A 24,676-nucleotide genomic window follows, 5' to 3' on the forward strand; every position below is an offset into this window, starting at 1 on the left:
ATGCGATTCGACGGCGCACGGGCGGGCTGGCGCGACACGCCCCGGCCCGGCTGCACGCTCGACCAGCGCGACTGGCTCACGCGCGGCGGTTCGCTGACCGCGCATCTCGCGCGGCTCGGCAGCGTGAGCGTGCGCGTGACGCGCGAGGCCGTCGACTGTCCGTGGTTCGACGAGCCGGACGCGCTCGACAGTGCGCCGCGCGCGCCGATGTGGGTGCGCGAGGTGATCCTGTCGGTCGACGGCACGCCGTACGTCGCCGCGCACAGCATCGCGCCGCTCGCGGCCAGCAAGGGCGTGTGGCAGGCGATGCGGCGGCTGCGCACGCGGCCGCTCGCGGAGCTGCTGTACAGCGATCCGCAGGTCGAGCGCTCCGCGCTCGTCAGCCGGCGCGTGATCGCAGGTCATCCGCTGTATGCGCTCGCGAGCCATGCGCTCGGCGCGGGCGTGCGCGCGCCGCATGCGTTCGCCGCGCGGCGCTCGGTGTTCCAGCGGCGCGGCAAGCCGCTGATGGTCACCGAATGCATGTTGCCCGCGCTGTGGCGCCATCTCGATGCGCACGGCGACGGGCCGCGCTCCGTCGGACCGCGCGGAGCAGCGTGATGCTGCAAGGCTTTCCGCCGGTCGTCGGGCCGCATACGCATACGATGATTCTCGGCAGCTTTCCGGGCGAGGCGTCGCTCGATGCCGCGCAGTACTACGCGCATCCGCGCAACCAGTTCTGGCGGTTGCTCGGTGCGGTGCTCGGCGAACCCGGCCTGCACGAACTCGTGTATGACGCGCGGCTCGAACGCGTGCTTGCGCACGGCATCGGCATCTGGGACGTGCTCGATGCATGCCATCGCAAAGGCAGTCTCGATTCGGCGATCCGGAATGCGAAGCCGAACGACTTTGCTTCGTTGCGCGAGCATGCGCCGTTGCTGAAGAAAGTCTGCTTCAACGGCAAGACGGCAGGGCGGTTTGCCGATGTGATCGGCGCGGCGGGTTATGAAACGCTCGTGTTGCCTTCGTCGAGTCCGGCGAATGCGACGTTGTCGTTCGAACAGAAACTGGTGCTCTGGCGCGCCCTTCGCACCTGAGGCGCGCCGGATTCCGAGGATTCGGTGAAGCGGTATCAGGTGGGCGGCGGCAGGTGCTTGGCGCCCCTGGCCGCGGCAATGCGACCTTGTGCTGCGACGAGTTGGTCGTCGGTGGTCGCCACCAGCCACAGACGTGCGTGCTCCTCGATCCGGCGGTTGTGGTCCTTCAACGGACCCATCGCGGCAGCGGCCTTCCAGACCACCGGTCCGATTCGGCTACTCCTGCCCGACGGCGCGCCTACCAGCAGGCAGTAAGGTCCCAGCGGAAGCGATACGAACGGAAGTGCCGGACTGGCGCTCACGCGCCAGTCGATGAACGGTGTGTCGCTGATCAGCAGCGGCATAGGCAAGCCGTAGAGCACACTGAAATCGTACAGCGCCAGCTGCTCTCGCATGGCGACGTACATTCGCCGGATGTCGTCGACAACCGCCGCGCGGATCTCGTCGTCGAACATGGCTTCCTGCGCGTAGCGGGCAAATGCCTGTCGAGCCTCCCGTTGATACGCGCTGAACAGGCCGATCTCCACGCAGTCCTGCACCGCGCGCTGAACCTCCGCTACAGAACCGGCTTCCCCTGGCGTGCCCAGTTGCGCAGCCCGCAAAAAGCGGGCAAGTCCTTCCTCGTGGATCGCAGGACCCTCCGCGGATGCGTCGTCGTCAGGGTTCTTGCCCAGCGGCACGTAGATATATTTCTCGGCAGCGAAATGCGATTTCTTGCCTGCATCGAACTTGATTTCGCCATCGACGCAGTCGAGATAGCGCGTCCCGATTCGGCCGTGCTCCCAAACCCAATTCTTCAGGAACGGACGGAGTGGATGCAGTCTGTCGTGATCGGCCATCGCAACCTCCAGGTTTCCGTGTATGAGCCATTCCGGCAACGCGCCGCACCCTCCGCGCCGTCGCAGGGGCCCGCACTACAACGCGAGCGTGCCCAGCTCCTCATAAGTACGATGCAGCCAGACCTTGACGCGCTGCCGCTCCAGCAAGCCGAGCCCCGTGGCGGCGCGGTCGGGATGATTGACCGCCGCCCAGAAGCTCGCGCTTTGACGATCGATCTTCTGCATCGTCGTGTCGGGCAGGCGGCGCAGCGTAATCACGCTGGCGCCGAGGGCCTCGGCCCGCTCGCGTTCGCCGGACGCCTCCAGAATCTCGAAGCGATCGCCGCGGACTTCATTCAGTACCAGCACCAGCTTGATGCGTCCACCGAATTCGTCGAGCCATTGCCGCAGCAGATCGACCGAATCGCGTCCGGTGTCCATCACGTGCCACCACGTCAACGTGAGGCCGTGTTCTTCGGCAAAATCCAGCACGTCCGAATCGTCGAGCCATCTTGCGAGCGACTGCCGCGTCTGGGCCGCGAGGTCGACCAGTATGCGCCGCTGCGGATCTTCGAGCGCCGATTCCATGACCGGATCGAGGCTGTCATGCTGGTCGAGCACGGCAGGCGCGGCAAAATCGGCATAGAACCGCAGTAGCGCGCCGTGCGATCGGTCGGTATCGAAGCCCATGAAGGGCACGCTCCGATCGATGAAATACTGGGCCAGCACACGGGCGGCGAGCGATTTGCCGACGCCGCCTTTTTCCCCGCCGATGAAGTGGATGTGACTCATGATTACGAAATCCCGTGTGATGGAGCAGGTATGGCCGGAACGGATGTTGGCAGGCTTCGATGACGTTACGGCGTAACAGGTCACGTCGAAAGAATATGCAGGTGCGACAGCAGCATGCTGTCTGTTCGACGCCGATGTCAAACTGAACAAAATGGCAGCGCCAGCATGCGCCTTCGCTGAAGCGTGAACCTAGAAGCGCTCGACGCGCACCTCGACCGAATCCTTGGGCACGGTCAGCCGCGTGCGGTCGAGCAGGGCCTCCGCGGGCACGGTGGCGTCCGGGTTCAGCGGCCTCACTTTGTTGAACACCACGGAAAAACGCTCCGGCGTGACGGTGGCTGACGCATAGCCCTGTGCGTCGTGGTCGGCGTGGCGCAGATCGGGGTTGTTCGTCGTCAGGAAGGTGTCGAGTTTGGCCGGGGTGGAGGCCAGCGATGCAAACGGCGTGCCGCTCCATGCGGCTTTCAGGTAGGAATAGAAGGACGCGCTGCTGATGCCTGCGCAGACGAAGTCGACGGCCACGGGCGTGCCTTTTGCAGGGTCGGGGTCGTCCCGCACGACGCCGCACTGAAACGCATGCAGGTCCCCGCTTATAGCGACGACGTTGCGGATTCCCTGCTCGTTCAGGTATGAGAGCAGCTCGCGTTTGTGCGCCGGATAGCCGTCCCATGCGTCGCAATCGATCACGAGGCGTGCCGCCGGTGTCTGCGGCGCGCCTGGCATCACCGCCCACAGCCGGTTCAACATCACCTCGTTGCCCCACACCTTCCAGGTCGCAGGCGAACCCTTCATCGTGGCCTTCCACCATTGCGTCTGCTCCGGGCCGAGCATCGACGGCGCGCGACCAAGCTGCGCGGTAGCCTGCGCCTCCAGGCGCTGCAGCACACCCTGGTTGACGAAGTAGCGCGAGCCGGCCGCGTCGTCGCCGTTGACCGGGTCGTGCCCGCGTGTACGCGCGACAGACGCCTCGCTGACGACATGGTCGTCGCGATACAGCCGCTCGTCCGTCATCACGAGATGCATCAGCGTGCCGAAGCGAAATTCGCGATAGATACGAATGTTGGTGTACGACGGATTGTCCGGTTCGAAGCGCACGTCGCTCCAGTCCACCGGCATGTACTCCGCCCACGCGCGACTGGCGTTGCGGCGGCGCTGCGTCTCCTGCCTTTCCTCGTTGGTGTAGACCTGATGATCCTGCCAGCAGTCGTCGGAAAACTCGTGGTCGTCCCATATCGCGATCATCGGCAGGCGCTGGTGCAGCGTCTGCAAGCGCGCGTCGGTACGATAGGTGCGATAGAGCGTCCGATAGTCTTCGAGCGTATCGGCATACACGCGGCCATCGGCGAGCGGCTTTCCGTCAGGCAGGCGCAGCGGAGGGTGCGCCGCCTCGACCGTGCCGGGTTTCGAGGCCCCAACCGTCTCATAGATGTAATCGCCCACATGCACGACGAAATCGAGTTCGCTTTCGGCTGCCAGCAGGCTCATGGCTTGCCAGTGATTGATGCTCCAGTCCTGGCAGGTGAGCCATGCGAAGCGAACGCGGTGGTTGGCCTCGTCGGCATCCGGAGCCGTGCGCGCGACGCCGGTGGCACTCACGTCGCCGCCGGCGACGAACCGGTAGTGGTACGTGAGATTCGGTGCGAGCTGCGTTACCTTCGCGCGCACGGTGAAGTCATAGGTGGCGCGTGCTCCCAACGGTACGCTGGCGACGAGCGTCGAGAAATCCGGCCGCGTCGATACTTCGAGTCGTAACGGGATCGTGTGCGCGACGCCTTTCGCGCGGTGCCGCGTGTTCTCGAAAACCGGCACGCAGCGCGTCCAGAACACGACGGAGCGATCGCGCGGATCACCGCTGGCGACGCCTTGCGGGAACCGATACCGGCCCTTGCGCGCGGTGCCGGCAGATCGGGCCGACAGCGGAGCGACGAGCGTACCGGTGGCTGCCGCAACCGTGAAAAAGGTCGACGACTTGAGGAAATGGCGGCGATCCATCGATCCTCCCGATCGACATACCAAGGATGCCAGGAGAGGCGCGTCGCGACGCAGCAGTACGCGATCGCGTCGCTCGCCCTGCAATCCGGAACATCGGCACGACGTTGCCGTCAGGCGGCGAATACGACTTCGATATGCCCTTCGACTTCGGACTGACGGTCAGGCCCGACGACGATCTGCACGTCGCGTCCGAGCTTCGCCAGACATTCCAGCATCTTCGTTTCGCTCACGCCGCGAAACTGCCCGCGCAGCATGTTCGACAGCTTCGGCTGCGTCATGCCGAGCAGCCGGGCCGCCTGCTGCTGCGTCCATTTGCGTGCCTTGATGATCTCCGCGATCTTGGCGGCGAGTTGAGCCTTCACGCGCATTTCGTCGGCATCGCGCATGCCCAGATCAGCGTAGACGTTCCCGCTGCCCGGTTCGATTTCGATCATCGTCTTGCTCCTTGTGCGTGTGCTTCGGCTGCTTTCAGGCGTGCGCGAACGAGATCGCCGTCCGGCTTCGGCGTCGCGATGCCGCACGATGATTTCTTCTGGAAGCAGTGCAGCACGTAGACGCTGCTCCCGAGCTTCACCGTGTAGACGGCGCGGTACGTGCCGTTGTCTTCCGATTCCACGATCTCGAGCACGCCGGCCGATCCGAACCCTCGCAACGGTTTCGCCTGCTCGTGCTTGCGTCCGGTCTGCGCCAGATACAGCGCATAACCGAACGTGTCCTGCACGGCTTCGGGCATCGCTTTGAGGTCCTTGCGCGCCGAGCCGAGCCAATACAGCGGTTTGATGTACGGATCCATCGATGAATTTATCCCTATTTGGGTATATTTTCAAGGTGCGCGCAGGAACCCGGTGCGACCGTTCGCATGCGGTGTGAGGGCGGGGCAGGCTGGAGGTGAACGCCGACGGGCGATGCCGGCGGCACCGCGGTGCGTGTTGACGAAGGCGAGCGCGCGCGTGATCTTCCGGCCGATGGCCGTTCCTTCACATCTTTGCGTCGCGGGGAGACCGGGGCAATTCAGCCGTTCGACAGAGGGCGATCGATTTGGGGCGATGACGGCGGGAAGCGGGTTGTTCGTTGCCGAAGAACGGCGATCGTACGTGCGTGCGTGTCGCGCCGGACGATCAATCGTCCTTGCCCCATCGCCACCCGGGCTTCTCGCCCTTGAGCCAGCAAACGGCAGTCAGCAGCGCGACCAGTACCACGATGCAGGCACCGTATGCGATCGGCGATTGCTGCGGCGGCACCAGCCACGCGCTCGCGATGATCCCGGTCGCGAACAGCAGCAGCACGACCCAACCTTGCCACGCGACAGGCAAACCCCATCCCCAGCCGTAGCGCTTCGCGGGAAACCAGATCTTCTTGCCGTTCGAGGTCATGCGTCCGCCTTCGATCAATGAACGCGGCGTAGCGCCAACGGCGCGGTGAAGTCGTGCATCACCAAGCGTTCGGTACGGTTCCCACCGCCACCAATGCTATCCTCTCGTCCGCTCATCCAGCGTCACCCAGCGAGATTCAATCATGACCCGACTGATCAAGCGCGCGTCCGCCGAGGCGCGCGCGTTCAAAAAACGCAAGCCGTCCGCCTACAACGGCTCCGAACAGCTCCAGCCGCCGCGCGTGAAGCGCCGCCCGGAGATCGACGAACACGACGACGTGCCCGTCCTCGACGCACCGCGCAAGCCGCGCTTCGCGCCCGTCACGTTCTCGGAAGAGCGCGGCGTGCGCTTCCTGCACTTCGGTACCGAATGGGTGCAGGGCGCGATGCGGATTTCGAAGCCGCTCGCCATCGAGCTCGAATACGCGCAGCAGATGATGGCGTGGCTGCTGTTCCTCGAAACGCCCGAACGGATCGTCCAGCTCGGGCTCGGCACCGGCGCGCTGACGAAGTTCTCGCACCGCTTCCTGCCGCACGCGAAGGTCGAGGCCGTCGAATTGAACCCGGCCGTGATCGTCGCCGCACGCACGATGTTCGCGCTGCCGCCCGACGACGCACGCCTCGTCGTGCACGAAGCCGACGCGTGGGACTTCGTCAACGATCCGGCCAACCGCGGCACGACGGGCGCACTGCAGATCGACCTGTACGACGCGACCGCACGCGGCCCGGTGCTCGACAGCGTCGCGTTCTACCGCGCGGTGCGCGGCTGCCTCGCCGACGCGGGCATCGCGACGATCAACCTGTTCGGCGACCATCCGAGCTTCGTGCGCAACATGAAGCACCTGAACGCGGCGTTCGACCATCGCGTGATCGCGCTGCCGGAAGTGCACGACGGCAACCGGATCGCGATCGCGTTCTCGGGCCCCGCGCTCGACGTGTCGTTCGCGCAGCTGGAAGCCCGCGCGAAACTGATCGAGGACACGCTGAAGCTGCCCGCGCGCAAGTGGGTGAAAGCTTTGAAAGAAACGATCGGCGCACGCGAATCCTCGTTCGCGATCTGACGCTCATGCGCCGGCCGCATGCCGGTGCAACCGCATGACTGGGGGCGGATCACCTCGGGTTCGCCCCCGCTTGACCGCGCGTTCGCGGCTCCTATACTGGCGCGAAGCCAGGGGAGCCGCAGCTTACCCGTTTTGCCGCTCCTCTCGCCGCCGCACCCGCTTGACAAGATCGATAACCGGGAAAGATGAGGAGACGTCATGGCTCACGATGCCGACGCCAATCGGGCCGCCAAGCGCTGGCTCTGGCTGCTGGTACTGCCGCTAATCGCGATGGTGTGGGTACCGTCGTACAGCAAGATCGAACCGCAATGGTTCGGATTTCCGTTCTTCTACTGGTACCAGCTCCTTTGGGTCTTCATTAGCGCGGTGATTACCGCGTTCGTCTATTTCAAGACCAAGAACGCGTGGAAGGCGAGCGGCCCGCAGGGAGGTGCGCGATGAATCTCGGCGCGACCTTCGTTTTCGTGCTCCTGTTCATCGGTGTCACGATCATCGGTTTCCTGGCCGCCAACTGGCGGCGCGGCGATCTCGCCCATCTCGACGAATGGGGCCTCGGCGGCCGCCGCTTCGGCACGATCGTCACGTGGTTCCTGCTCGGCGGCGACCTCTACACGGCCTATACGTTCGTCGCGGTGCCCGCGCTCGTGTTCGGCGCCGGCGCGATGGGCTTCTTCGCGCTGCCGTACACGATCCTGATCTACCCGTTCGCGTTCGTCGTGTTCCCGAAGCTGTGGAGCATCGCGAAGCGTCACGGCTACGTGACGGCCGCCGACTTCGTGAACGCACGCTACGGCAGCCGGATGCTCGCGCTCGCGATCGCGGTGACGGGCATCCTCGCGACGATGCCGTACATCGCGCTGCAGCTCGTCGGCATCGAAGTCGTGATCGGCGCGCTCGGCTTCGACACGACGGGCTTCGTCGGCGACCTGCCGCTGATCATCGCGTTCGCGATCCTCGCCGCGTACACGTACACGTCGGGGCTGCGCGCGCCCGCGATGATCGCGATCGTGAAGGACATCCTGATCTACATCACGATCGCCGCGGCGGTCATCGTGATCCCGGCGAAGCTCGGCGGCTTCGGCCACATCTTCGCGAGCGTGCCGCCCGCGAAGCTGCTGCTGAAGGCACCCGACGCGGCGAGCCTGAACGGCTACAGCGCGTACGTGACGCTCGCGATCGGCTCGGCGCTCGCGCTGTTCCTGTATCCGCACTCGGTCACGGCGATCCTGTCGTCGTCGTCCGGCAACTCGATCCGCCGCAACATGGCGATGCTGCCCGCGTACTCGTTCGTGCTCGGCTTGCTCGCGCTGCTCGGCTACATGGCGCTTGCAGCGGGCGTGAAGGACATGCCGCAGTACGCGCCGTACTTCAAGGCGTTCGGCCCGAACTTCGCGGTGCCCGCGCTGTTCCTCGAGTATTTCCCGTCGTGGTTCGTCGGCGTCGCGTTCGCGGCGATCGGCATCGGCGCGCTGGTGCCGGCGGCGATCATGTCGATCGCGGCCGCGAACCTCTATACGCGCAACATCCACCGCGAGTTCATCAACCGCGACATGACGCACGACCAGGAGACGCACGTCGCGAAGCTCACGTCGCTGATCGTGAAGGTCGGCGCGGTCGCGTTCATCCTCGGGCTGCCGCTCACCTATGCGATCCAGCTGCAGCTGCTCGGCGGGATCTGGATCATCCAGACGCTGCCCGCGATCGTGCTCGGCCTGTACACGCGGCTGCTCGACCATCGCGGCCTGCTGGCCGGCTGGGCGGCAGGCATCGTGTGCGGCACGTGGATGGCGGTGTCGTTGAAGCTCGCGAGCTCGATCTTCACGATCCACCTGTTCGGCCTCGCGATTCCCGGCTACGCGGCCGTGTGGTCGCTGGTCGTGAACCTGGTGGTGGCGGTGGCGGTGAGCGTGCTGGTGCGCGCGATGGGCATGGCGCATGCGGAGGATCGCACGCGGCCGGAGGACTATCTCGACGTCGTCGAGGGTTGATGCGGGCGGCGCGGCCGCGTGTCGCGGGCCGCGCATCGCGCAGCGGCAACGACGCCCGTCACTGCGAAGTGGCGGGCGTTTTCGCGGGTGTCAGCCCTGCGCGCGTTTCACGAGATCCTCGCGTTGCGACAGGTCTTCGACGTTGACCATCCAGTGCACGCCGAAACGGTCCTTCGCCATCCCGAAGCCGAGCGCCCAGAACGTCTTGCCGAACGGCATCGTCACTTCGCCGCCGTCGGCGAGCGCATCGAACAGCTTCTGGCCTTCCTCGACCGTCGCCGGGTTCAGCGACAGCGAATAGCCGGCGTGCGTGCCGCCCGGCTGGCTGCAGTCGCCGTCCGAGCACATGATCATCGAGTCGCCGATCGTGAAGCTCGCATGCATCACCTTGTCGGCCATCTCGGGCGTGATCGCGTGTTCGGGATTCGGCGGCGCATCCTTGAAGCGCATCTTGAACATCGTCTTCGCGCCGAGCGCCTTTTCGTAGAACTGAAGGGCCTCTTCCGCGCGGCCGTAGAACGTCAGATACGGTTGGACTTGCATCGTTGTCTCCTGTTGACCGGGCCGGCGTGTCGGTGCCGGCGCGGGTACTTCCAAGATTGACCGGGAAGAGCACGCCGGGATGCGGCCGGCGCACTCGTGACGTGGATTGTAGTGCGCGCGTCTGACGATGGAATGAAAAATAAAAACGGCCGCGAACACGCGGTTCGCGGCCGTTCGTCACGCTGCTGACGGCTGTTGTCAGGGTTGCTGACAGTTCAACTGACGGTCGTCACGTCACGTGCGGCGTGGTTCAGCGCAGCCCGTCGATCAGCTTTTCGAGCTTCACCGCATCGGCGGCGAACACGCGGATGCCTTCGGACAGCTTTTCGGTCGCCATCGCTTCGTCGTTCAGCTGGAAGCGGAACGATGCCTCGTCGATCGCGACGCGCTCGGTCGGCTTGTCCTGCAGCGCGTCCGGTGACAGCTTGCGCGCCACCGTGTCGGTGCTGTCGTGCAGCTTCTGCAGCAAATCGGGGCTGATCGTCAGCAGGTCGCAGCCCGCGAGCTCGGTGATCTGGCTCGTCGTGCGGAAGCTCGCGCCCATCACTTCGGTGTTGTAGCCGAACGTCTTGTAGTAGGTGTAGATGCGGCGCACCGACTGCACGCCCGGATCGTTCGCACCGCCGTTCTTCGCTTCATCCCAGTCGGCGCCGGCCTGCTTCTTGTACCAGTCGTAGATGCGGCCGACGAACGGCGAGATCAGTTGCGCGCCGGCTTCCGCGCACGCGGCGGCCTGCACGAGCGAGAAAAGCAGGGTCATGTTGCACTTGATCCCTTCCTTCTGCAGCACCTCGGCCGCGCGAATGCCTTCCCACGTCGATGCGAGCTTGATCAGGATGCGCTCGCGGCCGACGCCGGCGGCTTCGTACAGTGCGATGAGTTCGCGACCCTTGTCGATCGAGCGCTGCGTGTCGAACGACAGGCGCGCATCGACCTCGGTCGACACGCGGCCCGGAATCAGCTTCAGGATCTCGGTGCCGAATGCGATCAGCAGGCGGTCGATGATGAAATCGGTGCTTTCGTTGCGATGATCGCGGACGGTTTTCTCGAGGATCGGCTTGTACGCGTCCTTCTGGACGGCCTTCAGGATCAGCGACGGGTTCGTGGTCGCATCCTGCGGCTTGTATTGCGCAAGCTGCTGGAAATCGCCCGTGTCGGCGACGACGGTCGTGTACTGCTTCAGCTGGTCGAGTGCGGTAGTCATGGCGATTCGGAAGAAGGGCGCGGCGCGCCGGGTTCTCACGGGCCGCGCGAGCGCGGCGGCGAAGCGAGGCGGCGCCGGGCACCGCCTTCGATCCATCATTTTAGGCCCGATTCGTGTCGGGCACGTTTTGGCGGGTCCGGCGCCTGCCGTGGCGGGCGTCGCGCCGCATCACGCGGGGCGCCGCGCGTTCAGGATCACCTGCGTGACGATCCCCGCGACGAGGCCCCAGAACGCCGAGCCGATCGACAACAGCGTCAGACCCGACGCGGTGACCATGAACGTGACGAGCGCGGCTTCGCGCTGCTTCACGTCCTGCATCGCGTTCGCGAGCCCGCTCATGATCGAGCCGAACAGCGCGAGCGCGGCGACCGACACGACGAGCGCCTTCGGCAGTGCCGCGAACAGCGCGGCGATCGTCGCGCCGAAGATCCCGGCGATCAGGTAGAACGTGCCGCACCACACGGCGGCCGTGTAGCGCTTCGCGTGATCCTCGTGCGCTTCGGGGCCCGTGCAGATCGCCGCGGTGATCGCCGCGAGGTTCACGCCGTGCGAGCCGAACGGCGCGAGCAGCAGCGACGCGAGGCCGGTGGACGCGATCAGCGGCGACGACGGGGTCGAATAGCCGTCCGCGCGCAGCACCGCGATGCCCGGCACGTTCTGCGACGCCATCGCGACGACGAACAGCGGAATGCCGATGCTGACGATCGACGCGATCGAGAACGCGGGCATCGTGAACACGGGCTGCGCGAGCGCGATGTGGAAGCGGCTGAAGTCGAGCAGGCCGAGGCCGCCGGCCGCCACGGTGCCGACGAGCAGCGTCGTGACGATCGCGTAGCGCGGCGCGAGCCGCTTGACGATCAGGTAGGTGAAGAACATCGCGAGCACGAGCGCGGTCTGGAACTGCGCGGCGCGGAAGATCTCGATGCCGATCTCGAACAGGATGCCCGCGAGCAGGGCGGCGGCGATGCCGGCCGGAATGCGCCGCATCAGCGTGTCGAACAGCCCGCTCAGGCCGACCGCGGTCAGCAGCAGTGCGCACACGACGAACGCGCCGATGGCTTCGGGATACGGTACGCCGGGCAGCGACGCGATCAGCAGCGCGGCGCCGGGCGTCGACCACGCGACCACGACGGGCGCGCGAAAGCGCAGCGACAGGCCGATCGTCGTCAGCGCCATGCCGATCGACAGCGCCCAGATCCACGACGAGATCTGCGCGTCGGTCAGGTGCGCGGCGCGGCCGGCCTGGAACATCAGCACGAGCGAGCTCGTGTAGCCCGTCATCATCGCGACGAAGCCGGCGACGAGCGCCGAGACGGACGTATCGGTGAAAAAGCGGCGGCCGCCGGCGCGGCCAGCGCTCGCGGTGGGCGAAGGGTTCATGCTATCTCCGGGGGAGGCCGCCTGGACGCGGCCTTCGTGTCTGCAGGGTGGGTTCGTTACTTGCTGAGTGCGCGCATCGCGGTTTCGAGGCCCGCGAGCGTGAGCGGGTACATGCGCTGACCGAGCACGTCGCGAATGATCGAGACCGATTGCCGGTATTCCCATAGCCGCTCGGGCTCCGGGTTCAGCCATGCATGGTGGGGGAACTGGTCGGCGAGGCGGCGCAGCCAGACGGCGCCGGCTTCCGGATTGTTGTATTCGACCGAGCCGCCGGGCTGCAGCACCTCGTACGGGCTCATCGTCGCGTCGCCGACGAAGATCAGCTTGTAGTCGGGCGTGAACTTGTGCAGCACGTCCCACGTCGCGGTGCGCTCCGCGTGGCGGCGGCGGTTGTTCTTCCACAGGTGGTCGTACACGCAGTTGTGGAAGTAGTAGAACTCCAGGTGCTTGAACTCGGCCTTCGCGGCCGAGAACAGCTCCTCGGTGCGCTTGATGTGGTCGTCCATCGAGCCGCCGACGTCGAGCAGCATCAGCACCTTCACGTTGTTGTGGCGCTCGGGCACCATCCGCAGGTCGAGCCAGCCCGCGTTCGCGGCCGTGCTGCGGATCGTGCCGGGCAGGTCGAGCTCCTCGGCCGCGCCTTCGCGCGCGAAGCGGCGCAGGCGCCGCAGCGCGACCTTGATGTTGCGCGTGCCGATCTCGACGGAATCGTCGTAGTCGCGATAGACGCGCGCTTCCCACACCTTGACCGCGGTGCGGTTGCCGTTCGACGGGCCGCCGATGCGCATGCCTTCGGGGTTGTAGCCGCCGTGCCCGAACGGCGACGTGCCGCCGGTGCCGATCCACTTGTTGCCGCCTTCGTGGCGTTCCTTCTGCTCGTCGAGCAGTTCCTTCAGGCGCTCCATCAGCTTGTCGAGGCCGCCCATCGCTTCGATCTGCGCCTTTTCCTCCGGCGACAGCTCGCGCTGGAGGCGTTTCTCGAGCCAGTCGAGCGGAACGTCGAACGCCTCGGAAGGCAGGGCGGACACGCCGTGGAAATACGCGCCGAACGCCTGGTCGAACTTGTCGAAGTACTGCTCGTCCTTGACGAGCGTCATCCGCGCGAGGAAGTAGAACGCGTCGATCGACGGCGAGATCAGCCCGGCCTTCAGCGATTCGAGCAGCGTCAGGTATTCCTTCACCGAGACGGGCAGCTTGGCTGCGCGCAGCGCGTAGAAGAAATTGAGCAGCATGGCCGGGCCTTCGCGGGTGGGTTACCGGTTGTGCCGGTTCATGTAGACGAGCCGCTCGAGCAGGCTCAGGTCCTGCTCGTTCTTCAGCAGCGCGCCCGCGAGCGGCGGCACGATCTGCTTCGCGTCGACGCCGCGCAGCGCGTCGGCCGGGATGTTCTCGGCGAGCAGCAGCTTCAGCCAGTCGAGCAGCTCGGACGTCGACGGCTTTTTCTTCAATCCCGACACGGCGCGCAGCTCGAAGAAGCTCTCGAGCGCCGCGCGCAGCAGTTCCTCGCGGATGTCCGGGAAGTGGACCGCGACGATCTGCTGCATCGTCGACGGATCGGGAAACTGGATGTAGTGGAAGAAGCAGCGGCGCAGGAATGCGTCGGGCAGCTCCTTCTCGTTGTTCGACGTGATGATCACGAGCGGGCGGTGCTTCGCGCGCACGGTCTCGCGCGTCTCGTACACGTGGAATTCCATCCGGTCGAGCTCGCGCAGCAGGTCGTTCGGGAATTCGATGTCGGCCTTGTCGATCTCGTCGATCAGCAGCACGCTCGGGCGCTCGGCGTCGAACGCCTGCCACAGCACGCCCTTCACGATGTAGTTCGCGATGTCCTTCACGCGCGCGTCGCCGAGCTGCGAGTCGCGCAGCCGCGACACCGCGTCGTATTCGTACAGGCCCTGCTGCGCCTTCGTCGTCGACTTGATGTGCCACTGCAACAGCGGCATGTCGAGCGCGGCTGCCACTTCCTCGGCGAGCATGGTCTTGCCGGTGCCGGGCTCGCCCTTGATCAGCAGCGGGCGCTGCAGCGTCAGCGCGGCATTGACCGCGAGCTTCAGGTCGTCGGTGGCGACGTAGTGCGAGGATCCTTCGAAACGCATGGCGGCGCTCTTTCCTGGTCGCAAAAAAACCCAGTATAAGTCAGAAGGGCTGTCCGGTTGGGCCGGGGCCGCGTATCGTTGCGGGGCTGCGGCGGGGCGGACCGGGGCGCCGTATGGACGCATTCCCCGCCGACGCGGTACAATCTGGCCGTTTTTTTTGGCCTGCGTGGCGACCGACAAGCAAAACGGCGCGGGCCGTTGCCGCTTCGGCGCCAGTTTCCCCTCAAGCTAGGTTACAAGAGCTATGAACAAATTCGTCGGCAAACACGTCGTTGTCGCAGCGCTCGTGGCGCTCGCGGGCAGCGCGCAGGCGGCCGGTGTGGTCGGCAACCCGAAGGACGGGGCAAGCAAGGCCGCCATGTGTATCGGTTGCCACGGCATCCAGGATTACCGCGCGGCGTATCCGGAGGTCTACCGGGTGCCCGTCCTCGGCGGCCAGAACCAGCAATACCTCGAGAACGCGCTGAAGGCCTACCGCAAGAAAGATCGTCACTTCCCGTCGATGAACGCGATCGCCGGTTCGCTGACGGACCAGGACATCGCGGATCTGGCGGCTTACTACGCCGTCCAGAAGGCCGACACGAAGGACAATCCCTACAAGTAAAGCGCGCGCCGCCGATCTGACCGGCGGGACAGGAGCATTCATGAACAACGCATTCAAGACGGCGGCGGTTGCACTGGCGGCCGGCCTCGCGATCGGTACCGCGCATGCGGCGGACACCACGAAGGGCAAGGAGCTGGTCGAGTCGCACAACTGCGCGGCCTGCCACGGCGCGCAGCTGAACAAGCCGATCAACGCAGAATATCCGCGCCTCGCGGGCCAGCACGCCGACTACCTCGTGTGGGCGATGCGCCAGTACCAGATGGGGCTGACGAACCCGCTGCTCGGTCGCAACAACGCGATCATGCAGGCGCAGGTGCAGAACCTGTCGGTCAGCGACATGAAGGACATCGCGGCCTACATCGAGTCGCTGAAAGAGACGGATCTCGTCTTCAAGAAGTAAGCGCGCCGGACCTTGCCGGTCCGTGCAGCCGGAATACCCCGCCGCGGCGGGGTATTTTTTTGTCCGCGGCGCTCAGTCGCGCGACGCGCGGCGCAGGATGCGCTGCAGGTACGCGTCCGTATCGGGCGGCGTGCCGGTGCGCTGCGCTTCCCAGATCGTCTCGCCGAGGCACTCCATGATCATGTGCTGCGCCTCGTGGGTCGAGTCGAGCTTCGCGGCCAGCTTATCGTGCGCGGCGCGGATGCCGGGCGGCTGGTCGATCGACAGCTGCTCGCTGATCGCGAGGTGCATCGACAGATGCAGGAACGGGTTCGTGCGGCCTTCCTCGGGCGTGTAGTTGCGCGCGGCGGCGCCGTCGGCGTCCGCGAGGTCGTCGTGGTATTCCGGATGCTCGACGATCCAGTCGGCTGCCATCGCTTCCAGCGGCGTCAGGATCTCGCCGGCGCGCTGCTTGCGCCAGGTCTCGGTGAAAAAGCGACGGACTTCGTCGCGACTCGGATTGAACATGGTGGGGAAACGTCGTGATTCGGGCGGCGTCATGCCGCGTCGCGCATTGTACGCCGGGTCGGCGTGCGGCGCTGGCCGCCGCGCAACGGGTAAGCGCGGGCTAGGCTGCCGGCCGCCGCGCCGCTACACTCCGACGATTCCCGTCGTCGCGCTCGCACCGCTCCATCATGTCCGCCACCGTCCGCTCATCGTCCGCCGCGCTACAGGGCGCGCTCTATGTCGCGCTGTCCGCCGCCGCGTTCGGCGCGATGGCGATCTTCGGCCGCTATGCGTATGCGGCCGGTGTCGACGTGCTCGGGCTGCTGATCGTGCGCTTCGCGATCGGCGGTGCGATCCTTGCCGCGATCGCGCGGCACCGCCGCGTCGCATGGCCGCGCGGCCGCACGCTCGCGCCGCTCGTCGCGATGGGAGCGCTCGGCTACGTCGGGCAGTCGTTCTGCTATTTCAGTGCGCTCCAGCATGCGCAGGCGAGCCTCGTCGCCTTGCTGCTGTACCTGTATCCGGCCTTCGTCACGCTGCTGGCCGCATGGTGGCTCGGCGAGCGCCTCACGCGCGCGAAGGCGGTCGCGCTCGTGCTCTGCGTCGCGGGCTCCGCGCTGATGGTCGGCGGCGGCCACGGCGAGCCGCTCGGCATCGCGCTCGCGCTGGCCGCCGCGGTGATCTATTCGCTGTACATCGTCGGCGGCACGAAGGCGACGCGCGGCGTCGATCCGCTCGCGACGACCGCCATCATCTGCCTGTCGGCGACCGCGACGCTCGTCGCGATCGCGATCGTGCGGACCGCGGCGTTCGGCGCGCCGCCGCGCTGGCCGGCGACGGCCGGCGGCTGGGCGTCGATGCTCGCGATCGCCTTGGTGTCGACGGTCGCCGCGATGCTCGCGTTCTTCGCCGGGCTCGAGCGGCTGGGGGCCGCGCGCACGTCGATGCTGTCGACGCTCGAGCCGGTCGTGACGGTCGCGCTCGCGGCGCTGCTGTTCGGCGAGGCGCTGTCGCCGTTGCAGTGGATCGGCGGCGTCGCGATCCTCGCGGCCGTGCTCGCACTCGTGCGCGCGGGCGGCGCGGCGGCCGACGACGCGACGGCGACGTCCAACGCATAGCAGGGCAGGGACAAGGCGCGGGCGCCGAAATGGCGTCCGCGGGTCGTACCGCGCGCAGTGCGCGGCACGAGCGGCTCGAACGGCTCGAGCGGCTCGAGCGGCTCGAACGGCTCGAACGGCTCGAACGGCTCGAACGGCTCGAACGGCACGAGCGGCCGTGCAGTGCGTCAGCCGCGGCTGACGCTCACTCGTTCGGCGGCGGCGTCTTCGGCCGGAATTCGCACAGCGGCTCGATCGCGCAGTGCCAGCATTCGGGCTTGCGCGCCTTGCACACATAGCGTCCGTGCAGGATCAGCCAGTGATGCGCATCCTGCAGGAATTCCTTCGGCGTGAACTTCTCGAGCGCGGCCTCCACGGCCCGCACGTCCTTGCCCGGCGCGAGCCCCGTGCGGTTCGCGACGCGGAAGATGTGCGTGTCGACCGCGATCGTCGGCTGGCCGAACGCGGTGTTCAGCACGACGTTCGCGGTCTTGCGGCCGACGCCCGGCAGGCTCTCGAGCGCTTCGCGATCGGCCGGCACCTCGCCGTCGTAGCGCTCGAGCAGGATGTTGCACGTCGCGATCACGTTCTTCGCCTTGGTGCGGTACAGGCCGATCGTCTTGATGTAGTCGGCGACACCTTCTTCACCGAGCGCGACGATTTGTCGCGGGGTGTTCGCGACCGGGAACATCTTGCGCATCGCCTTGTTGACCGACACGTCGGTCGCCTGCGCGGACAGCATCACCGCGATCAGCAACTCGAACGGCGTCGTGTATTCGAGCTCGGTGGTCGGATGCGGATTGAGGCTTTGCAGCGTTTCGTAGATCGCGCGTCGTTTCGTGGCGTTCATGGGCGGTTCTTGTCGGGCGGCGCGGACGGGCCGTTCCGGTCGTCGTGGTCCGGATCGCCGGGGGTGTCGCCGGCGGCCTCGGCGTCGCGCTGCGCCTGCTGTTCGGCGAGCCGCTTGCGGCGGGCTTCGGCCGCGTCGATCTGCGCCTGCACGGCCGCGCTCACGCCTTCGGTGTTCTTCGGCCCGGCGCCTTGCCCGGACAGTTCTTCCTTCTTCTTGCGGGCGCGTTCGAGCGCGGCCGCGATGATCGCGCGCTTCTTCGCGTCGGCGTCGTCGGCTGGTGCCGCGCCCGGTGCGCCCGGCTGTTCCGCGGCCGGCGCAGCCTTGGCCGCGCTGGCGCCGGCGCTGGCCGCGCGGCGGGCGGCGGCGCGCGCCTCGGCGGCCTCGCGTTCGCGACGCTGGCGCGCGAGCCGGCGGTCGTGGCGCTCGCGCGCGGCGTCCGCCTGTTCCTGCGACCACGCGTCCCAGCCGGTGCGCTCGTCGGTCACGGGGACCATCGCGATGCAGTCGACCGGGCAGGGCGGTACGCACAGGTCGCAGCCCGTGCACAGCGATTCGACGATCGTGTGCATCTGTTTCGGTGCGCCGATGATCGCGTCGACCGGGCACGCCTGCATGCACAGCGTGCAGCCGATGCACAGGCTTTCGTCGATGAACGCGACGGCGCGCGGATGCTCGGCGCCGTTGACGGGATTCAGCGGGATCACGGGCTTGCCGAGCAGGCGCGCGAGGCGTGCGATGCCTTCGGCGCCGCCGGGCGGGCACTGGTTGTAGTTCGCGTCGCCGGCGGCGATCGCTTCGGCGTACGGACGGCAGCCGCTATAGCCGCACTTCGTGCATTGCGTCTGGGGAAGCAGATCTTCGATGCGATCCGCGAGGGTCTTGGAATCGGTCACGGTGACAACGGGCGCAGCAGCGCCGAATGGCTCTCGGCCGCGTCTGGCGCGGCCGGAAAGGTTTGCCAAACCTTGATTATCGCCGATTTCCCGCATTGCGCTGGACGCTGTCTGTGCGCATAATCGAACCGCTTTTTTGCAGGGGCTCAGCAGGAGGGCGGCCGCATGCGGCGCGCTCGTTCCAGGGCAGCCGGCGCCGAGGCGGTGGGGGTGCCGGTCCGGATCAGGATCACGCGGCTCACATAGCAAAACGCCACCATGAATCAGCCAAAAATCAAAAGAGATCCTGAAGGTACACGCCGCCGCATCCTGATGGCGGCAGCCGAAGAGTTCGCGGGTGGAGGGCTGTTCGGCGCACGCGTCGACCAGATCGCGCGCCGGGCCGAGACCAACGAGCGCATGCTCTATTACTACTTCGGCAGCAAGGAGCAGCTGTTTACGGCCGTGCTCGAACACGCGTTCTCCGCGCTGACCGAGGCCGAGCGCGTGCTCGATCTGGATGGCGTCGCGCCCGTCGAGGCCGTCACGCGGCTCGCGCATTTCGTGTGGGACTACTACCGCGATCATCCCGAACTGCTGCGGCTCATCAACAACGAGAACCTGCACGAAGCGCGCTACCTGCACAAGTCGACGCGGATCCGCGAGATGATGTCGCCGATCGTCGCGAAGCTCGGCAACGTGCTGATGCGCGGCCAGAAGGCCGGGCTGTTCCGCAGCGACGTCGATCCGCTGCGCTTCTACGTGACGCTGTCGGGGCTCGGCTATTACATCGTGTCGAACCGCTTCACGCTCGCCGCGACGCTCGGCCGCGACTTCAGCGAAGCCGACGAGCGCGCGGAGATGGTCAGGATGAACACCGAGTTGCTGCTCGCGTATCTGCTGCGGCGCTGAGTCGACGAACCGTCGAACCGACGCGCCGATGAACCGACGCGTCGATGAATCGATGAGTCGCAGCGACGGCGACCGCCAGATAAAAAAAACGCCGCCGTGCGCAAGCAACGGCGGCGTTTTTGCGTCGGGACGCGGTGCGTCAGGCGGCCTTGCGCGCCCGCGCGGGCTTGGCGCGCGTGCTGCCTGCGCGTTTCGCGGCAGGGGCGGCCTTCGCGACGGCCGTCCTGGCGGGTGCGACCGTCACGGCCGGCGCTTTCGGGCGCGTGCGTTTCGCGGCGGTGGCGCGCGCCGTCGTTTCAGGCTGCGGCGTGGCGGCCGGCACGGCGCCGATCGTGGTCGCGTCCTGTGCATCGGGAGGCAACTTCGTCGTGCCGTTCTTCGGTTCCGGCGCATGCTCGCGGATGAAGTCGCGCAACTGCGGATAGATGATCGTGCGCCAGCGGCGGCCGGAGAAGATCCCGTAGTGACCGCACTTCTCGGCGGTCAGGCTGCGGCGGTCGTCCTGCGGGATGCCCGTGCACAGCTCGTGCGCGACGTGCGTCTGGCCGCTGCCCGAGATGTCGTCGAGTTCACCCTCGATCGTCATCAGCGCGGTGTGCTTGATGTCCTGCGGACGCACGCGCTCGCCTTCGACATCCCACGTGCCTTCCGCGAGCCGGAATTCCTGGAACACGACGCGGATCGTCTCGAGGTAGTACTCGGCCGCCATGTCGAGCACCGCGTTGTACTCGTCGTAGAAGCGGCGGTGCGCCTCGGCGTCGTCCTCGTCGCCGCGCAGCAGGCTCTGGTAGAAGTCCCAGTGCGATTGCGCGTGACGTTCCGGGTTCATCGCGACGAAGCCCGTGTGCTGCAGGAAGCCCGGATACACGTGGCGGCCTTCGCCCGGATAGTTCGCGGGCACCGTGTGGATCACGTTGTTCTCGAACCACGCGGTCGAGTGCTGCGTCGCGAGCGAATTCACCGACGTCGGGCTGCGGCGCGCGTCGATCGGGCCGCCCATCATCGTCATCGTGAGCGGCGTGTCCTCGCCGCGGCTCGCCATCAGCGAGATCGCCGCGAGCACCGGCACGGTCGGCTGGCACACGGAGATCACGTGCAGGTTGCGCGCGCCGATGTGGCGGATGAATTCCTGGATGTACGCGATGTAGTCGTGCAGGTGGAACGGGCCGACCTCGACCGGCACCATCCGCGCATCGATCCAGTCGGTGATGTACACCTTGTGATCCTGCAGCAGCGTGCGCACGGTGTCGCGCAGCAGCGTCGAGTGGTGGCCCGACAGCGGCGCGCAGACCAGCACGACCGGCTCGTCCTTCAGCTGCGTGACGGCATCGGCGTCGTCCGAATAGCGCTTGAAACGCAGCAGCCGGCAGAACGGCTTCTCGATGATCGTCTGCTCGACGATCGGGATGTTGTGGCCGTCCTTGACGATCTGGTGAATGTTGAATTCGGGCTTCTCGTAATCCTTGCCGAGCCGGTACATCAGTTCGTACGCGGCGGCCATCCGCGGCGCGCCGGGCATCAGCGAGAACGGGCTGGACGGATTGGCGAACGACTTGGAGGCGGCCTGGGCCCAGGCCGTGAGCGGGCTCAGCATCGCCCGCTGGAATTCGTGCAGTTGGTAAAGCATGCAGACTACTCCCGCTTGGGGGACGGTGCGCAGGGGCGTGTGGCGTCGCGGCGTGCCGTGTGGGTCAGCGACCGGCCATGTTGCAGTGCGGCCGGACAATCGAGTCGATCATATCGGACAACGATCAATGTTGCAATGCAACATTTTTCCGTTTTTTCATCAAACGTTTGCGAATTGACGATCTCTGAAGAAGCCGCTCCACCCCCGGTCAGCGCCCCGTCGCCACGGCCGGCGCCGGCTGGCCGGCCGCGCGCGCCATCGCCTCTTCATGGTGCATCAGGTTCATCGCGGTATGCACGAGCGCCACGTGCGAGAACGCCTGCGGGAAATTGCCGACGAGCCGGCCATCGACCGGATCGTATTCCTCGGCGAGCAGCCCGAGGTCGTTCGACAGCGCGAGCAGCCGGCTGAACAGCCGGTGCGCGTCGTCGATCCGGCCGAGCAGCGCGTAGTTGTCGACCAGCCAGAAGCTGCACGCGAGGAACGTGCCTTCGCCCGGCGGCAGGCCGTCGTCGTACTCGGTCGTGCGGTAGCGCATCACGAGGCCGTCGTGCAGCAATTCCCGCTCGATCGCGTCGACCGTGCCGACGATGCGCGGGTCTTCCGGCGGCAGGAAGCCGAGCAGCGGCAGCAGCAGCACGCTCGCGTCGAGCTCGTCGCTGCCGTAGCTCTGGGCAAACGCCTGTTTGCCTTCATGCCATGCGTTGTCGCACACGTCCGCGTGGATCCGGTCGCGCAGCGCGCGCCAGCGGTCGAGCGACGCGGGCAGCCGGAACATCTCCGCCGACTTGATCGCGCGGTCGAACGCGACCCACGCCATCACCTTCGAGAACGTGAAGTGGCGGCGGCCGCCGCGCGTTTCCCAGATGCCCTCGTCGGGTTCCCGCCAGATCTTCTCGAGATGGTCGAGCAGCGAGCACTGGACGGACCACACCGTGTCGTCGGCCTGCAGGCCGCCCACGCGCGCGAGGTGCAGCGCGGCCATCACTTCGCCGAACACGTCGAGCTGGAGCTGGTTCGCGGCGCCGTTGCCGACGCGCACCGGTTTCGAATCCTGGTAGCCGGGCAGCCAGTCGAGCTCCATTTCCGGCAGCCGGCGCTCGCCCGCGATCCCGTACATGATCTGGATCTGCTCGGGCGAGCCGGCCATCACGCGGCCGAGCCACGTGCGCCACGCGCGCGCCTCGTCGTAATAGCCGCCGCGCATCAGCGCGAGCAGCGTGATCGTCGCGTCGCGCAGCCAGCAGTAGCGGTAGTCCCAGTTGCGGTTGCCGCCGATCTTCTCGGGCAGCGACGTGGTCGGCGCCGCGACGATGCCGCCGGTCGGCTCGTACGCGAGCGCCTTCAGCGTGATCAGCGAACGGCGCACGGCGGCCGCGTAGCGGCCCTGCACCTGGCAGCGGCCCGACCATTCGAGCCAGTAGTTCTCGGTGCGCGCGAGCATCGACAGCGGATCGCGCGCGGGCGGCAGCCGCAGGTGCGACGCCGCATAGCTGAGCGAAAACGGCACACGTTCGTCGGCGCTCACCGTGAATTCCGCGAGCGTATGGAGGTTCTTGCCGGTGAGCGGCACCGGCGTGCGCAGCACGACGGTATCGGGGCCGGCGATCGCCTTCATGCCGTCCTCGCGCGTCAGCTGCGTGACCCACGGGATCGAGAAACCGTAGTCGAAGCGCAACACCAGTTCCATGCGCATCTTCATCGTGCCGTGGCGGCCGACGACGATCCGCACCAGTTCGGACCAGCCGTTGCCGGGCGGCATGAAGTCGATCACGGTGACCGCGCCGTCGGCGCTTTCGTAGTCGGTTTCGAGGATCAGCGTGTCGCCGCGATAGCGGCGCGTCGTGTGCGTGATCGCGGCGTCGGCGGCCGGCGCGAGCAGCCAGCGGCCGTGCTCGGGCGTGCCGACCAGCGCCGCGAAACAGGCGCCCGAATCGAAGCGGGGCCAGCACAGCCAGTCGACGGAGCCGTCTTTCGAGATCAGCGCGGCGGTGTGGCCGTCGCCGACGAGGGCGTAGTCTTCGATCAGGGCGGGCATGGGCAAGCGGTCCTTGGATATTCGAGTTCACGATGCAGGGCTGCGGCGCCCGGGCTTCACGCGCCGGCGTCGCGCCCCGTATACTCGCCCGGGCGGCGGAGCGCATGAACGGCCGGCGTTTCGTCCTATCTCAACACTTGAAGCGACTCGATGCAAGGAGGATTCAATGCCCAACCGTTTACGCGAGCGTGACGCGCGCGCTTCGACACGAGGGTTCCCGCTTAGGTTCGCTCACTGGATGAAAGGTTTCGCGCTCGTGCTTTCCTTGTCCGCGACCCACGCCTTCGCGCAACAATCGCCGGCACCGGCCGACGGCGTCTACAACCTGCTCGTCGGCACCTATACGGGGCACGGCAGCGACGGGATCTACGTGTACCGCTTCGATACGAAAACGGGCAGCATCGCGCCCGTGTCGTCGGCGAAGACCGTGAATCCGTCCTACCTGTTGCCGAGCCGCGACGGTCGCACCGTCTACGCGGTCAACGAACTGCCCGGCGACAACGGGCCGGCCACGCAGCGCGGCGGCATCAGCACGTTCGGCTTCGATCCGAGGACGGGGGCGCTCACGTTCATCGACCGCGTGTCGTCGGAAGGGAACGATCCTTGCTATCTCGCGCTGTCACCGGACGGCAAGTACCTCGTCACGGCCAACTACTCGGTCGCGGCCGATCCGGGCGGCAGCTTCGCCGTGTTCCCGATCCGCGACGGCGGTGCGGCCGGCCCGGCCGTGCTGACGGTGCATCACGAGGGCACGGGGCCCGTGAAGGGGCGCCAGGACGGCGCGCACGTGCACTCGACGGTGTTCTCGCCCGACGGCCGCTACCTGTTCGTGCAGGACCTCGGCGCGGACAAGCTCTACGGCTACCGCTACACGGTGGACGGCAGCCGCGGGCTGATCAGCCCGACCGACACGCGCTACACGCCGGTGAAGGCCGGCTCCGGCCCGCGTCACATGGTATTCAGCGCCGATGGCCGGTTCGCGTACGTGACGAGCGAACTCAACGCGTCGGTCGAGGTGTTCGGCTACCGCGACGGCAAGCTGACGCCGGTCGAGACGCTGCCGATGACGGTGCCGGGCTTCAAGGGCAAGGTCGGCGGCGGCGCGATCCACCTGTCGCCGGACGGCCGCTTCCTGTACGCGAGCAATCGCGGCGACGTGAACGAAATCGTGATCTACGCGGTGAACCAGGCCGACGGCCGGCTGAAGACCGTCGGGCGCCAGTCGAGCCTCGGCAGGACGCCGCGTGAATTCCTGATCGATCCGACCGGCAAGTGGCTGATCGTCGGCAACCAGGACAGCGACACGTTCTACGTGTTCAGCCGCGACGTCCAGACGGGGCAGCTCGGCGCGAACCCGCAGAAGGTGGCGGTCGGCAGCCCGGTCGACTTCAAGCTGGTGCCGGCGGCGCTGTAAATCGCCGTTCATGAAAAAAGGGCGCTGCCGAGGCAGCGCCCTTGTTCGTTC

Annotated in this window: 26 protein-coding genes; 10 read left to right on the forward strand and 16 right to left on the reverse strand. The window is 66.8% G+C overall.

Going from position 1 to position 24,676, the window contains the following annotated elements; genetic code table 11:
* Together U4012_RS25205 and U4012_RS25210 are read left to right on the forward strand one after the other, a co-directional pair.
* On the forward strand, window positions 1–600 hold the full coding sequence (locus U4012_RS25205; protein WP_044846453.1) for a chorismate--pyruvate lyase family protein: 600 nt from the start codon (window positions 1–3) through the stop codon (window positions 598–600).
* Entirely contained in the window at window positions 600–1,076 is a 477-nt protein-coding gene (locus tag U4012_RS25210; RefSeq protein ID WP_044846432.1) for a DNA-deoxyinosine glycosylase, read from the forward strand. The genes U4012_RS25205 and U4012_RS25210 overlap by 1 nt, the downstream gene beginning before the upstream one ends.
* A 35-nt stretch (window positions 1,077–1,111) precedes the next feature.
* Here the strand turns inward: U4012_RS25210 and U4012_RS25215 are convergent, their stop codons facing one another.
* The 6 genes from U4012_RS25215 to U4012_RS25240 form a co-directional block, all read right to left on the reverse strand.
* A complete protein-coding gene (locus U4012_RS25215) occupies window positions 1,112–1,915 on the reverse strand; it encodes a hypothetical protein (RefSeq protein ID WP_321802095.1) in 804 nt (267 codons plus the stop codon).
* A gap of 75 nt (window positions 1,916–1,990) precedes the next feature.
* A complete protein-coding gene (locus U4012_RS25220; RefSeq protein ID WP_321802096.1) occupies window positions 1,991–2,686 on the reverse strand; it encodes a mobilization protein in 696 nt (231 codons plus the stop codon).
* A gap of 189 nt (window positions 2,687–2,875) precedes the next feature.
* Window positions 2,876–4,678: an alkaline phosphatase D family protein gene (locus U4012_RS25225; protein WP_321802097.1), complete on the reverse strand. Its 1,803-nt coding sequence runs from the start codon at window positions 4,676–4,678 to the stop codon at window positions 2,876–2,878.
* A gap of 110 nt (window positions 4,679–4,788) precedes the next feature.
* On the reverse strand, window positions 4,789–5,112 hold the full coding sequence (locus U4012_RS25230) for a helix-turn-helix domain-containing protein (protein WP_039319579.1): 324 nt from the start codon (window positions 5,110–5,112) through the stop codon (window positions 4,789–4,791).
* Window positions 5,109–5,471 (reverse strand): type II toxin-antitoxin system RelE/ParE family toxin, encoded by a 363-nt coding sequence (locus U4012_RS25235; RefSeq protein ID WP_044846435.1) that lies wholly within the window; start codon window positions 5,469–5,471, stop codon window positions 5,109–5,111. The genes U4012_RS25230 and U4012_RS25235 overlap by 4 nt, the downstream gene beginning before the upstream one ends.
* Before the next feature lie 325 nt (window positions 5,472–5,796).
* Window positions 5,797–6,051: a hypothetical protein gene (locus U4012_RS25240; protein WP_321802098.1), complete on the reverse strand. Its 255-nt coding sequence runs from the start codon at window positions 6,049–6,051 to the stop codon at window positions 5,797–5,799.
* A gap of 142 nt (window positions 6,052–6,193) precedes the next feature.
* Between U4012_RS25240 and U4012_RS25245 the strand changes: the two genes are divergently transcribed.
* The 3 genes from U4012_RS25245 (at window position 6,194) to mctP (ending at window position 9,099) form a co-directional block, all read left to right on the forward strand.
* On the forward strand, window positions 6,194–7,111 hold the full coding sequence (locus tag U4012_RS25245) for a spermidine synthase (RefSeq protein ID WP_124487185.1): 918 nt from the start codon (window positions 6,194–6,196) through the stop codon (window positions 7,109–7,111).
* 198 nt (window positions 7,112–7,309) lie between these two features.
* On the forward strand, window positions 7,310–7,552 hold the full coding sequence (locus tag U4012_RS25250) for a DUF3311 domain-containing protein (RefSeq protein ID WP_011657556.1): 243 nt from the start codon (window positions 7,310–7,312) through the stop codon (window positions 7,550–7,552).
* A complete protein-coding gene (gene mctP, locus U4012_RS25255; protein WP_044846438.1) occupies window positions 7,549–9,099 on the forward strand; it encodes a monocarboxylate uptake permease MctP in 1,551 nt (516 codons plus the stop codon). The genes U4012_RS25250 and mctP overlap by 4 nt, the downstream gene beginning before the upstream one ends.
* A 90-nt stretch (window positions 9,100–9,189) precedes the next feature.
* Here the strand turns inward: mctP and U4012_RS25260 are convergent, their stop codons facing one another.
* From U4012_RS25260 to U4012_RS25280, 5 genes are all read right to left on the reverse strand, one after another.
* A complete protein-coding gene (locus tag U4012_RS25260; RefSeq protein ID WP_321802099.1) occupies window positions 9,190–9,642 on the reverse strand; it encodes a VOC family protein in 453 nt (150 codons plus the stop codon).
* A 250-nt stretch (window positions 9,643–9,892) separates the two neighbouring features.
* Window positions 9,893–10,846, reverse strand: a complete 954-nt coding sequence (gene tal / locus U4012_RS25265) for a transaldolase (protein ID WP_321802100.1) — start codon at window positions 10,844–10,846, stop codon at window positions 9,893–9,895.
* Between the two features lie 168 nt (window positions 10,847–11,014).
* Window positions 11,015–12,226 (reverse strand): benzoate/H(+) symporter BenE family transporter, encoded by a 1,212-nt coding sequence (locus U4012_RS25270; RefSeq protein WP_044846441.1) that lies wholly within the window; start codon window positions 12,224–12,226, stop codon window positions 11,015–11,017.
* Between the two features lie 56 nt (window positions 12,227–12,282).
* Entirely contained in the window at window positions 12,283–13,458 is a 1,176-nt protein-coding gene (locus U4012_RS25275; RefSeq protein ID WP_321802101.1) for a VWA domain-containing protein, read from the reverse strand.
* A gap of 21 nt (window positions 13,459–13,479) precedes the next feature.
* A complete protein-coding gene (locus U4012_RS25280) occupies window positions 13,480–14,322 on the reverse strand; it encodes an AAA family ATPase (protein ID WP_044846443.1) in 843 nt (280 codons plus the stop codon).
* Between the two features lie 244 nt (window positions 14,323–14,566).
* Between U4012_RS25280 and U4012_RS25285 the strand changes: the two genes are divergently transcribed.
* Together U4012_RS25285 and U4012_RS25290 are read left to right on the forward strand one after the other, a co-directional pair.
* Window positions 14,567–14,926 carry a c-type cytochrome gene (locus tag U4012_RS25285; RefSeq protein ID WP_011352793.1) on the forward strand — a complete coding sequence of 120 codons (360 nt, stop codon included), beginning with the start codon at window positions 14,567–14,569 and terminating at the stop codon, window positions 14,924–14,926.
* A gap of 40 nt (window positions 14,927–14,966) precedes the next feature.
* Window positions 14,967–15,326: a c-type cytochrome gene (locus U4012_RS25290; protein WP_011885615.1), complete on the forward strand. Its 360-nt coding sequence runs from the start codon at window positions 14,967–14,969 to the stop codon at window positions 15,324–15,326.
* Window positions 15,327–15,398: 72 nt separating this feature from the next.
* Here the strand turns inward: U4012_RS25290 and U4012_RS25295 are convergent, their stop codons facing one another.
* On the reverse strand, window positions 15,399–15,866 hold the full coding sequence (locus U4012_RS25295; RefSeq protein WP_374692714.1) for a DUF1841 family protein: 468 nt from the start codon (window positions 15,864–15,866) through the stop codon (window positions 15,399–15,401).
* Between the two features lie 134 nt (window positions 15,867–16,000).
* Here U4012_RS25295 and U4012_RS25300 point away from each other — a divergent pair, with 134 nt between their 5' ends.
* Complete coding sequence (locus tag U4012_RS25300) at window positions 16,001–16,930, forward strand: DMT family transporter (RefSeq protein ID WP_044846446.1); 930 nt, start codon at window positions 16,001–16,003, stop codon at window positions 16,928–16,930.
* Between the two features lie 184 nt (window positions 16,931–17,114).
* On the opposite strand, the gene nth is transcribed toward U4012_RS25300, so the two are convergent.
* Window positions 17,115–17,759: an endonuclease III gene (nth, locus tag U4012_RS25305; protein WP_257772907.1), complete on the reverse strand. Its 645-nt coding sequence runs from the start codon at window positions 17,757–17,759 to the stop codon at window positions 17,115–17,117.
* A complete protein-coding gene (gene rsxB / locus U4012_RS25310; protein WP_321802102.1) occupies window positions 17,756–18,751 on the reverse strand; it encodes an electron transport complex subunit RsxB in 996 nt (331 codons plus the stop codon). Before rsxB ends, nth begins: the two co-directional genes overlap by 4 nt.
* 162 nt (window positions 18,752–18,913) lie before the next feature.
* Here rsxB and U4012_RS25315 point away from each other — a divergent pair, with 162 nt between their 5' ends.
* Complete coding sequence (locus U4012_RS25315) at window positions 18,914–19,546, forward strand: TetR family transcriptional regulator (RefSeq protein WP_044849194.1); 633 nt, start codon at window positions 18,914–18,916, stop codon at window positions 19,544–19,546.
* A 139-nt stretch (window positions 19,547–19,685) separates the two neighbouring features.
* Here U4012_RS25315 and U4012_RS25320 read toward each other — a convergent pair whose 3' ends face one another.
* Together U4012_RS25320 and U4012_RS25325 are read right to left on the reverse strand one after the other, a co-directional pair.
* Complete coding sequence (locus U4012_RS25320) at window positions 19,686–21,173, reverse strand: polyhydroxyalkanoate depolymerase (RefSeq protein ID WP_124571307.1); 1,488 nt, start codon at window positions 21,171–21,173, stop codon at window positions 19,686–19,688.
* A 208-nt stretch (window positions 21,174–21,381) separates the two neighbouring features.
* The gene (locus U4012_RS25325; protein WP_044849192.1) at window positions 21,382–23,211 is read right to left on the reverse strand and encodes a glycoside hydrolase family 15 protein; all 1,830 of its coding nucleotides are present in this window, start codon (window positions 23,209–23,211) and stop codon (window positions 21,382–21,384) included.
* Between the two features lie 166 nt (window positions 23,212–23,377).
* Between U4012_RS25325 and U4012_RS25330 the strand changes: the two genes are divergently transcribed.
* Window positions 23,378–24,625 (forward strand): lactonase family protein, encoded by a 1,248-nt coding sequence (locus tag U4012_RS25330; protein ID WP_321802103.1) that lies wholly within the window; start codon window positions 23,378–23,380, stop codon window positions 24,623–24,625.
* Window positions 24,626–24,676: the final 51 nt, after the last annotated feature.

Source organism: Burkholderia sp. BCC1988, from assembly GCF_905339895.1.
Taxonomy (GTDB): domain Bacteria; phylum Pseudomonadota; class Gammaproteobacteria; order Burkholderiales; family Burkholderiaceae; genus Burkholderia.

Excerpts from the sequence above, each read along its gene's own strand:
- U4012_RS25205 (WP_044846453.1), top strand. The coding sequence starts at position 1 with ATGCGATTCGACGGCGCACGGGCGGGCTGGCGCGACACGCCCCGGCCC.
- U4012_RS25210 (WP_044846432.1), top strand. The coding sequence starts at position 600 with ATGCTGCAAGGCTTTCCGCCGGTCGTCGGGCCGCATACGCATACGATG.
- U4012_RS25215 (WP_321802095.1), bottom strand. The coding sequence starts at position 1,915 with ATGGCCGATCACGACAGACTGCATCCACTCCGTCCGTTCCTGAAGAAT.
- U4012_RS25220 (WP_321802096.1), bottom strand. The coding sequence starts at position 2,686 with ATGAGTCACATCCACTTCATCGGCGGGGAAAAAGGCGGCGTCGGCAAA.
- U4012_RS25225 (WP_321802097.1), bottom strand. The coding sequence starts at position 4,678 with ATGGATCGCCGCCATTTCCTCAAGTCGTCGACCTTTTTCACGGTTGCG.
- U4012_RS25230 (WP_039319579.1), bottom strand. The coding sequence starts at position 5,112 with ATGATCGAAATCGAACCGGGCAGCGGGAACGTCTACGCTGATCTGGGC.
- U4012_RS25235 (WP_044846435.1), bottom strand. The coding sequence starts at position 5,471 with ATGGATCCGTACATCAAACCGCTGTATTGGCTCGGCTCGGCGCGCAAG.
- U4012_RS25240 (WP_321802098.1), bottom strand. The coding sequence starts at position 6,051 with ATGACCTCGAACGGCAAGAAGATCTGGTTTCCCGCGAAGCGCTACGGC.
- U4012_RS25245 (WP_124487185.1), top strand. The coding sequence starts at position 6,194 with ATGACCCGACTGATCAAGCGCGCGTCCGCCGAGGCGCGCGCGTTCAAA.
- U4012_RS25250 (WP_011657556.1), top strand. The coding sequence starts at position 7,310 with ATGGCTCACGATGCCGACGCCAATCGGGCCGCCAAGCGCTGGCTCTGG.
- mctP (WP_044846438.1), top strand. The coding sequence starts at position 7,549 with ATGAATCTCGGCGCGACCTTCGTTTTCGTGCTCCTGTTCATCGGTGTC.
- U4012_RS25260 (WP_321802099.1), bottom strand. The coding sequence starts at position 9,642 with ATGCAAGTCCAACCGTATCTGACGTTCTACGGCCGCGCGGAAGAGGCC.
- tal (WP_321802100.1), bottom strand. The coding sequence starts at position 10,846 with ATGACTACCGCACTCGACCAGCTGAAGCAGTACACGACCGTCGTCGCC.
- U4012_RS25270 (WP_044846441.1), bottom strand. The coding sequence starts at position 12,226 with ATGAACCCTTCGCCCACCGCGAGCGCTGGCCGCGCCGGCGGCCGCCGC.
- U4012_RS25275 (WP_321802101.1), bottom strand. The coding sequence starts at position 13,458 with ATGCTGCTCAATTTCTTCTACGCGCTGCGCGCAGCCAAGCTGCCCGTC.
- U4012_RS25280 (WP_044846443.1), bottom strand. The coding sequence starts at position 14,322 with ATGCGTTTCGAAGGATCCTCGCACTACGTCGCCACCGACGACCTGAAG.
- U4012_RS25285 (WP_011352793.1), top strand. The coding sequence starts at position 14,567 with ATGAACAAATTCGTCGGCAAACACGTCGTTGTCGCAGCGCTCGTGGCG.
- U4012_RS25290 (WP_011885615.1), top strand. The coding sequence starts at position 14,967 with ATGAACAACGCATTCAAGACGGCGGCGGTTGCACTGGCGGCCGGCCTC.
- U4012_RS25295 (WP_374692714.1), bottom strand. The coding sequence starts at position 15,866 with ATGACGCCGCCCGAATCACGACGTTTCCCCACCATGTTCAATCCGAGT.
- U4012_RS25300 (WP_044846446.1), top strand. The coding sequence starts at position 16,001 with ATGTCCGCCACCGTCCGCTCATCGTCCGCCGCGCTACAGGGCGCGCTC.
- nth (WP_257772907.1), bottom strand. The coding sequence starts at position 17,759 with ATGAACGCCACGAAACGACGCGCGATCTACGAAACGCTGCAAAGCCTC.
- rsxB (WP_321802102.1), bottom strand. The coding sequence starts at position 18,751 with ATGCGGGAAATCGGCGATAATCAAGGTTTGGCAAACCTTTCCGGCCGC.
- U4012_RS25315 (WP_044849194.1), top strand. The coding sequence starts at position 18,914 with ATGAATCAGCCAAAAATCAAAAGAGATCCTGAAGGTACACGCCGCCGC.
- U4012_RS25320 (WP_124571307.1), bottom strand. The coding sequence starts at position 21,173 with ATGCTTTACCAACTGCACGAATTCCAGCGGGCGATGCTGAGCCCGCTC.
- U4012_RS25325 (WP_044849192.1), bottom strand. The coding sequence starts at position 23,211 with ATGCCCGCCCTGATCGAAGACTACGCCCTCGTCGGCGACGGCCACACC.
- U4012_RS25330 (WP_321802103.1), top strand. The coding sequence starts at position 23,378 with ATGCCCAACCGTTTACGCGAGCGTGACGCGCGCGCTTCGACACGAGGG.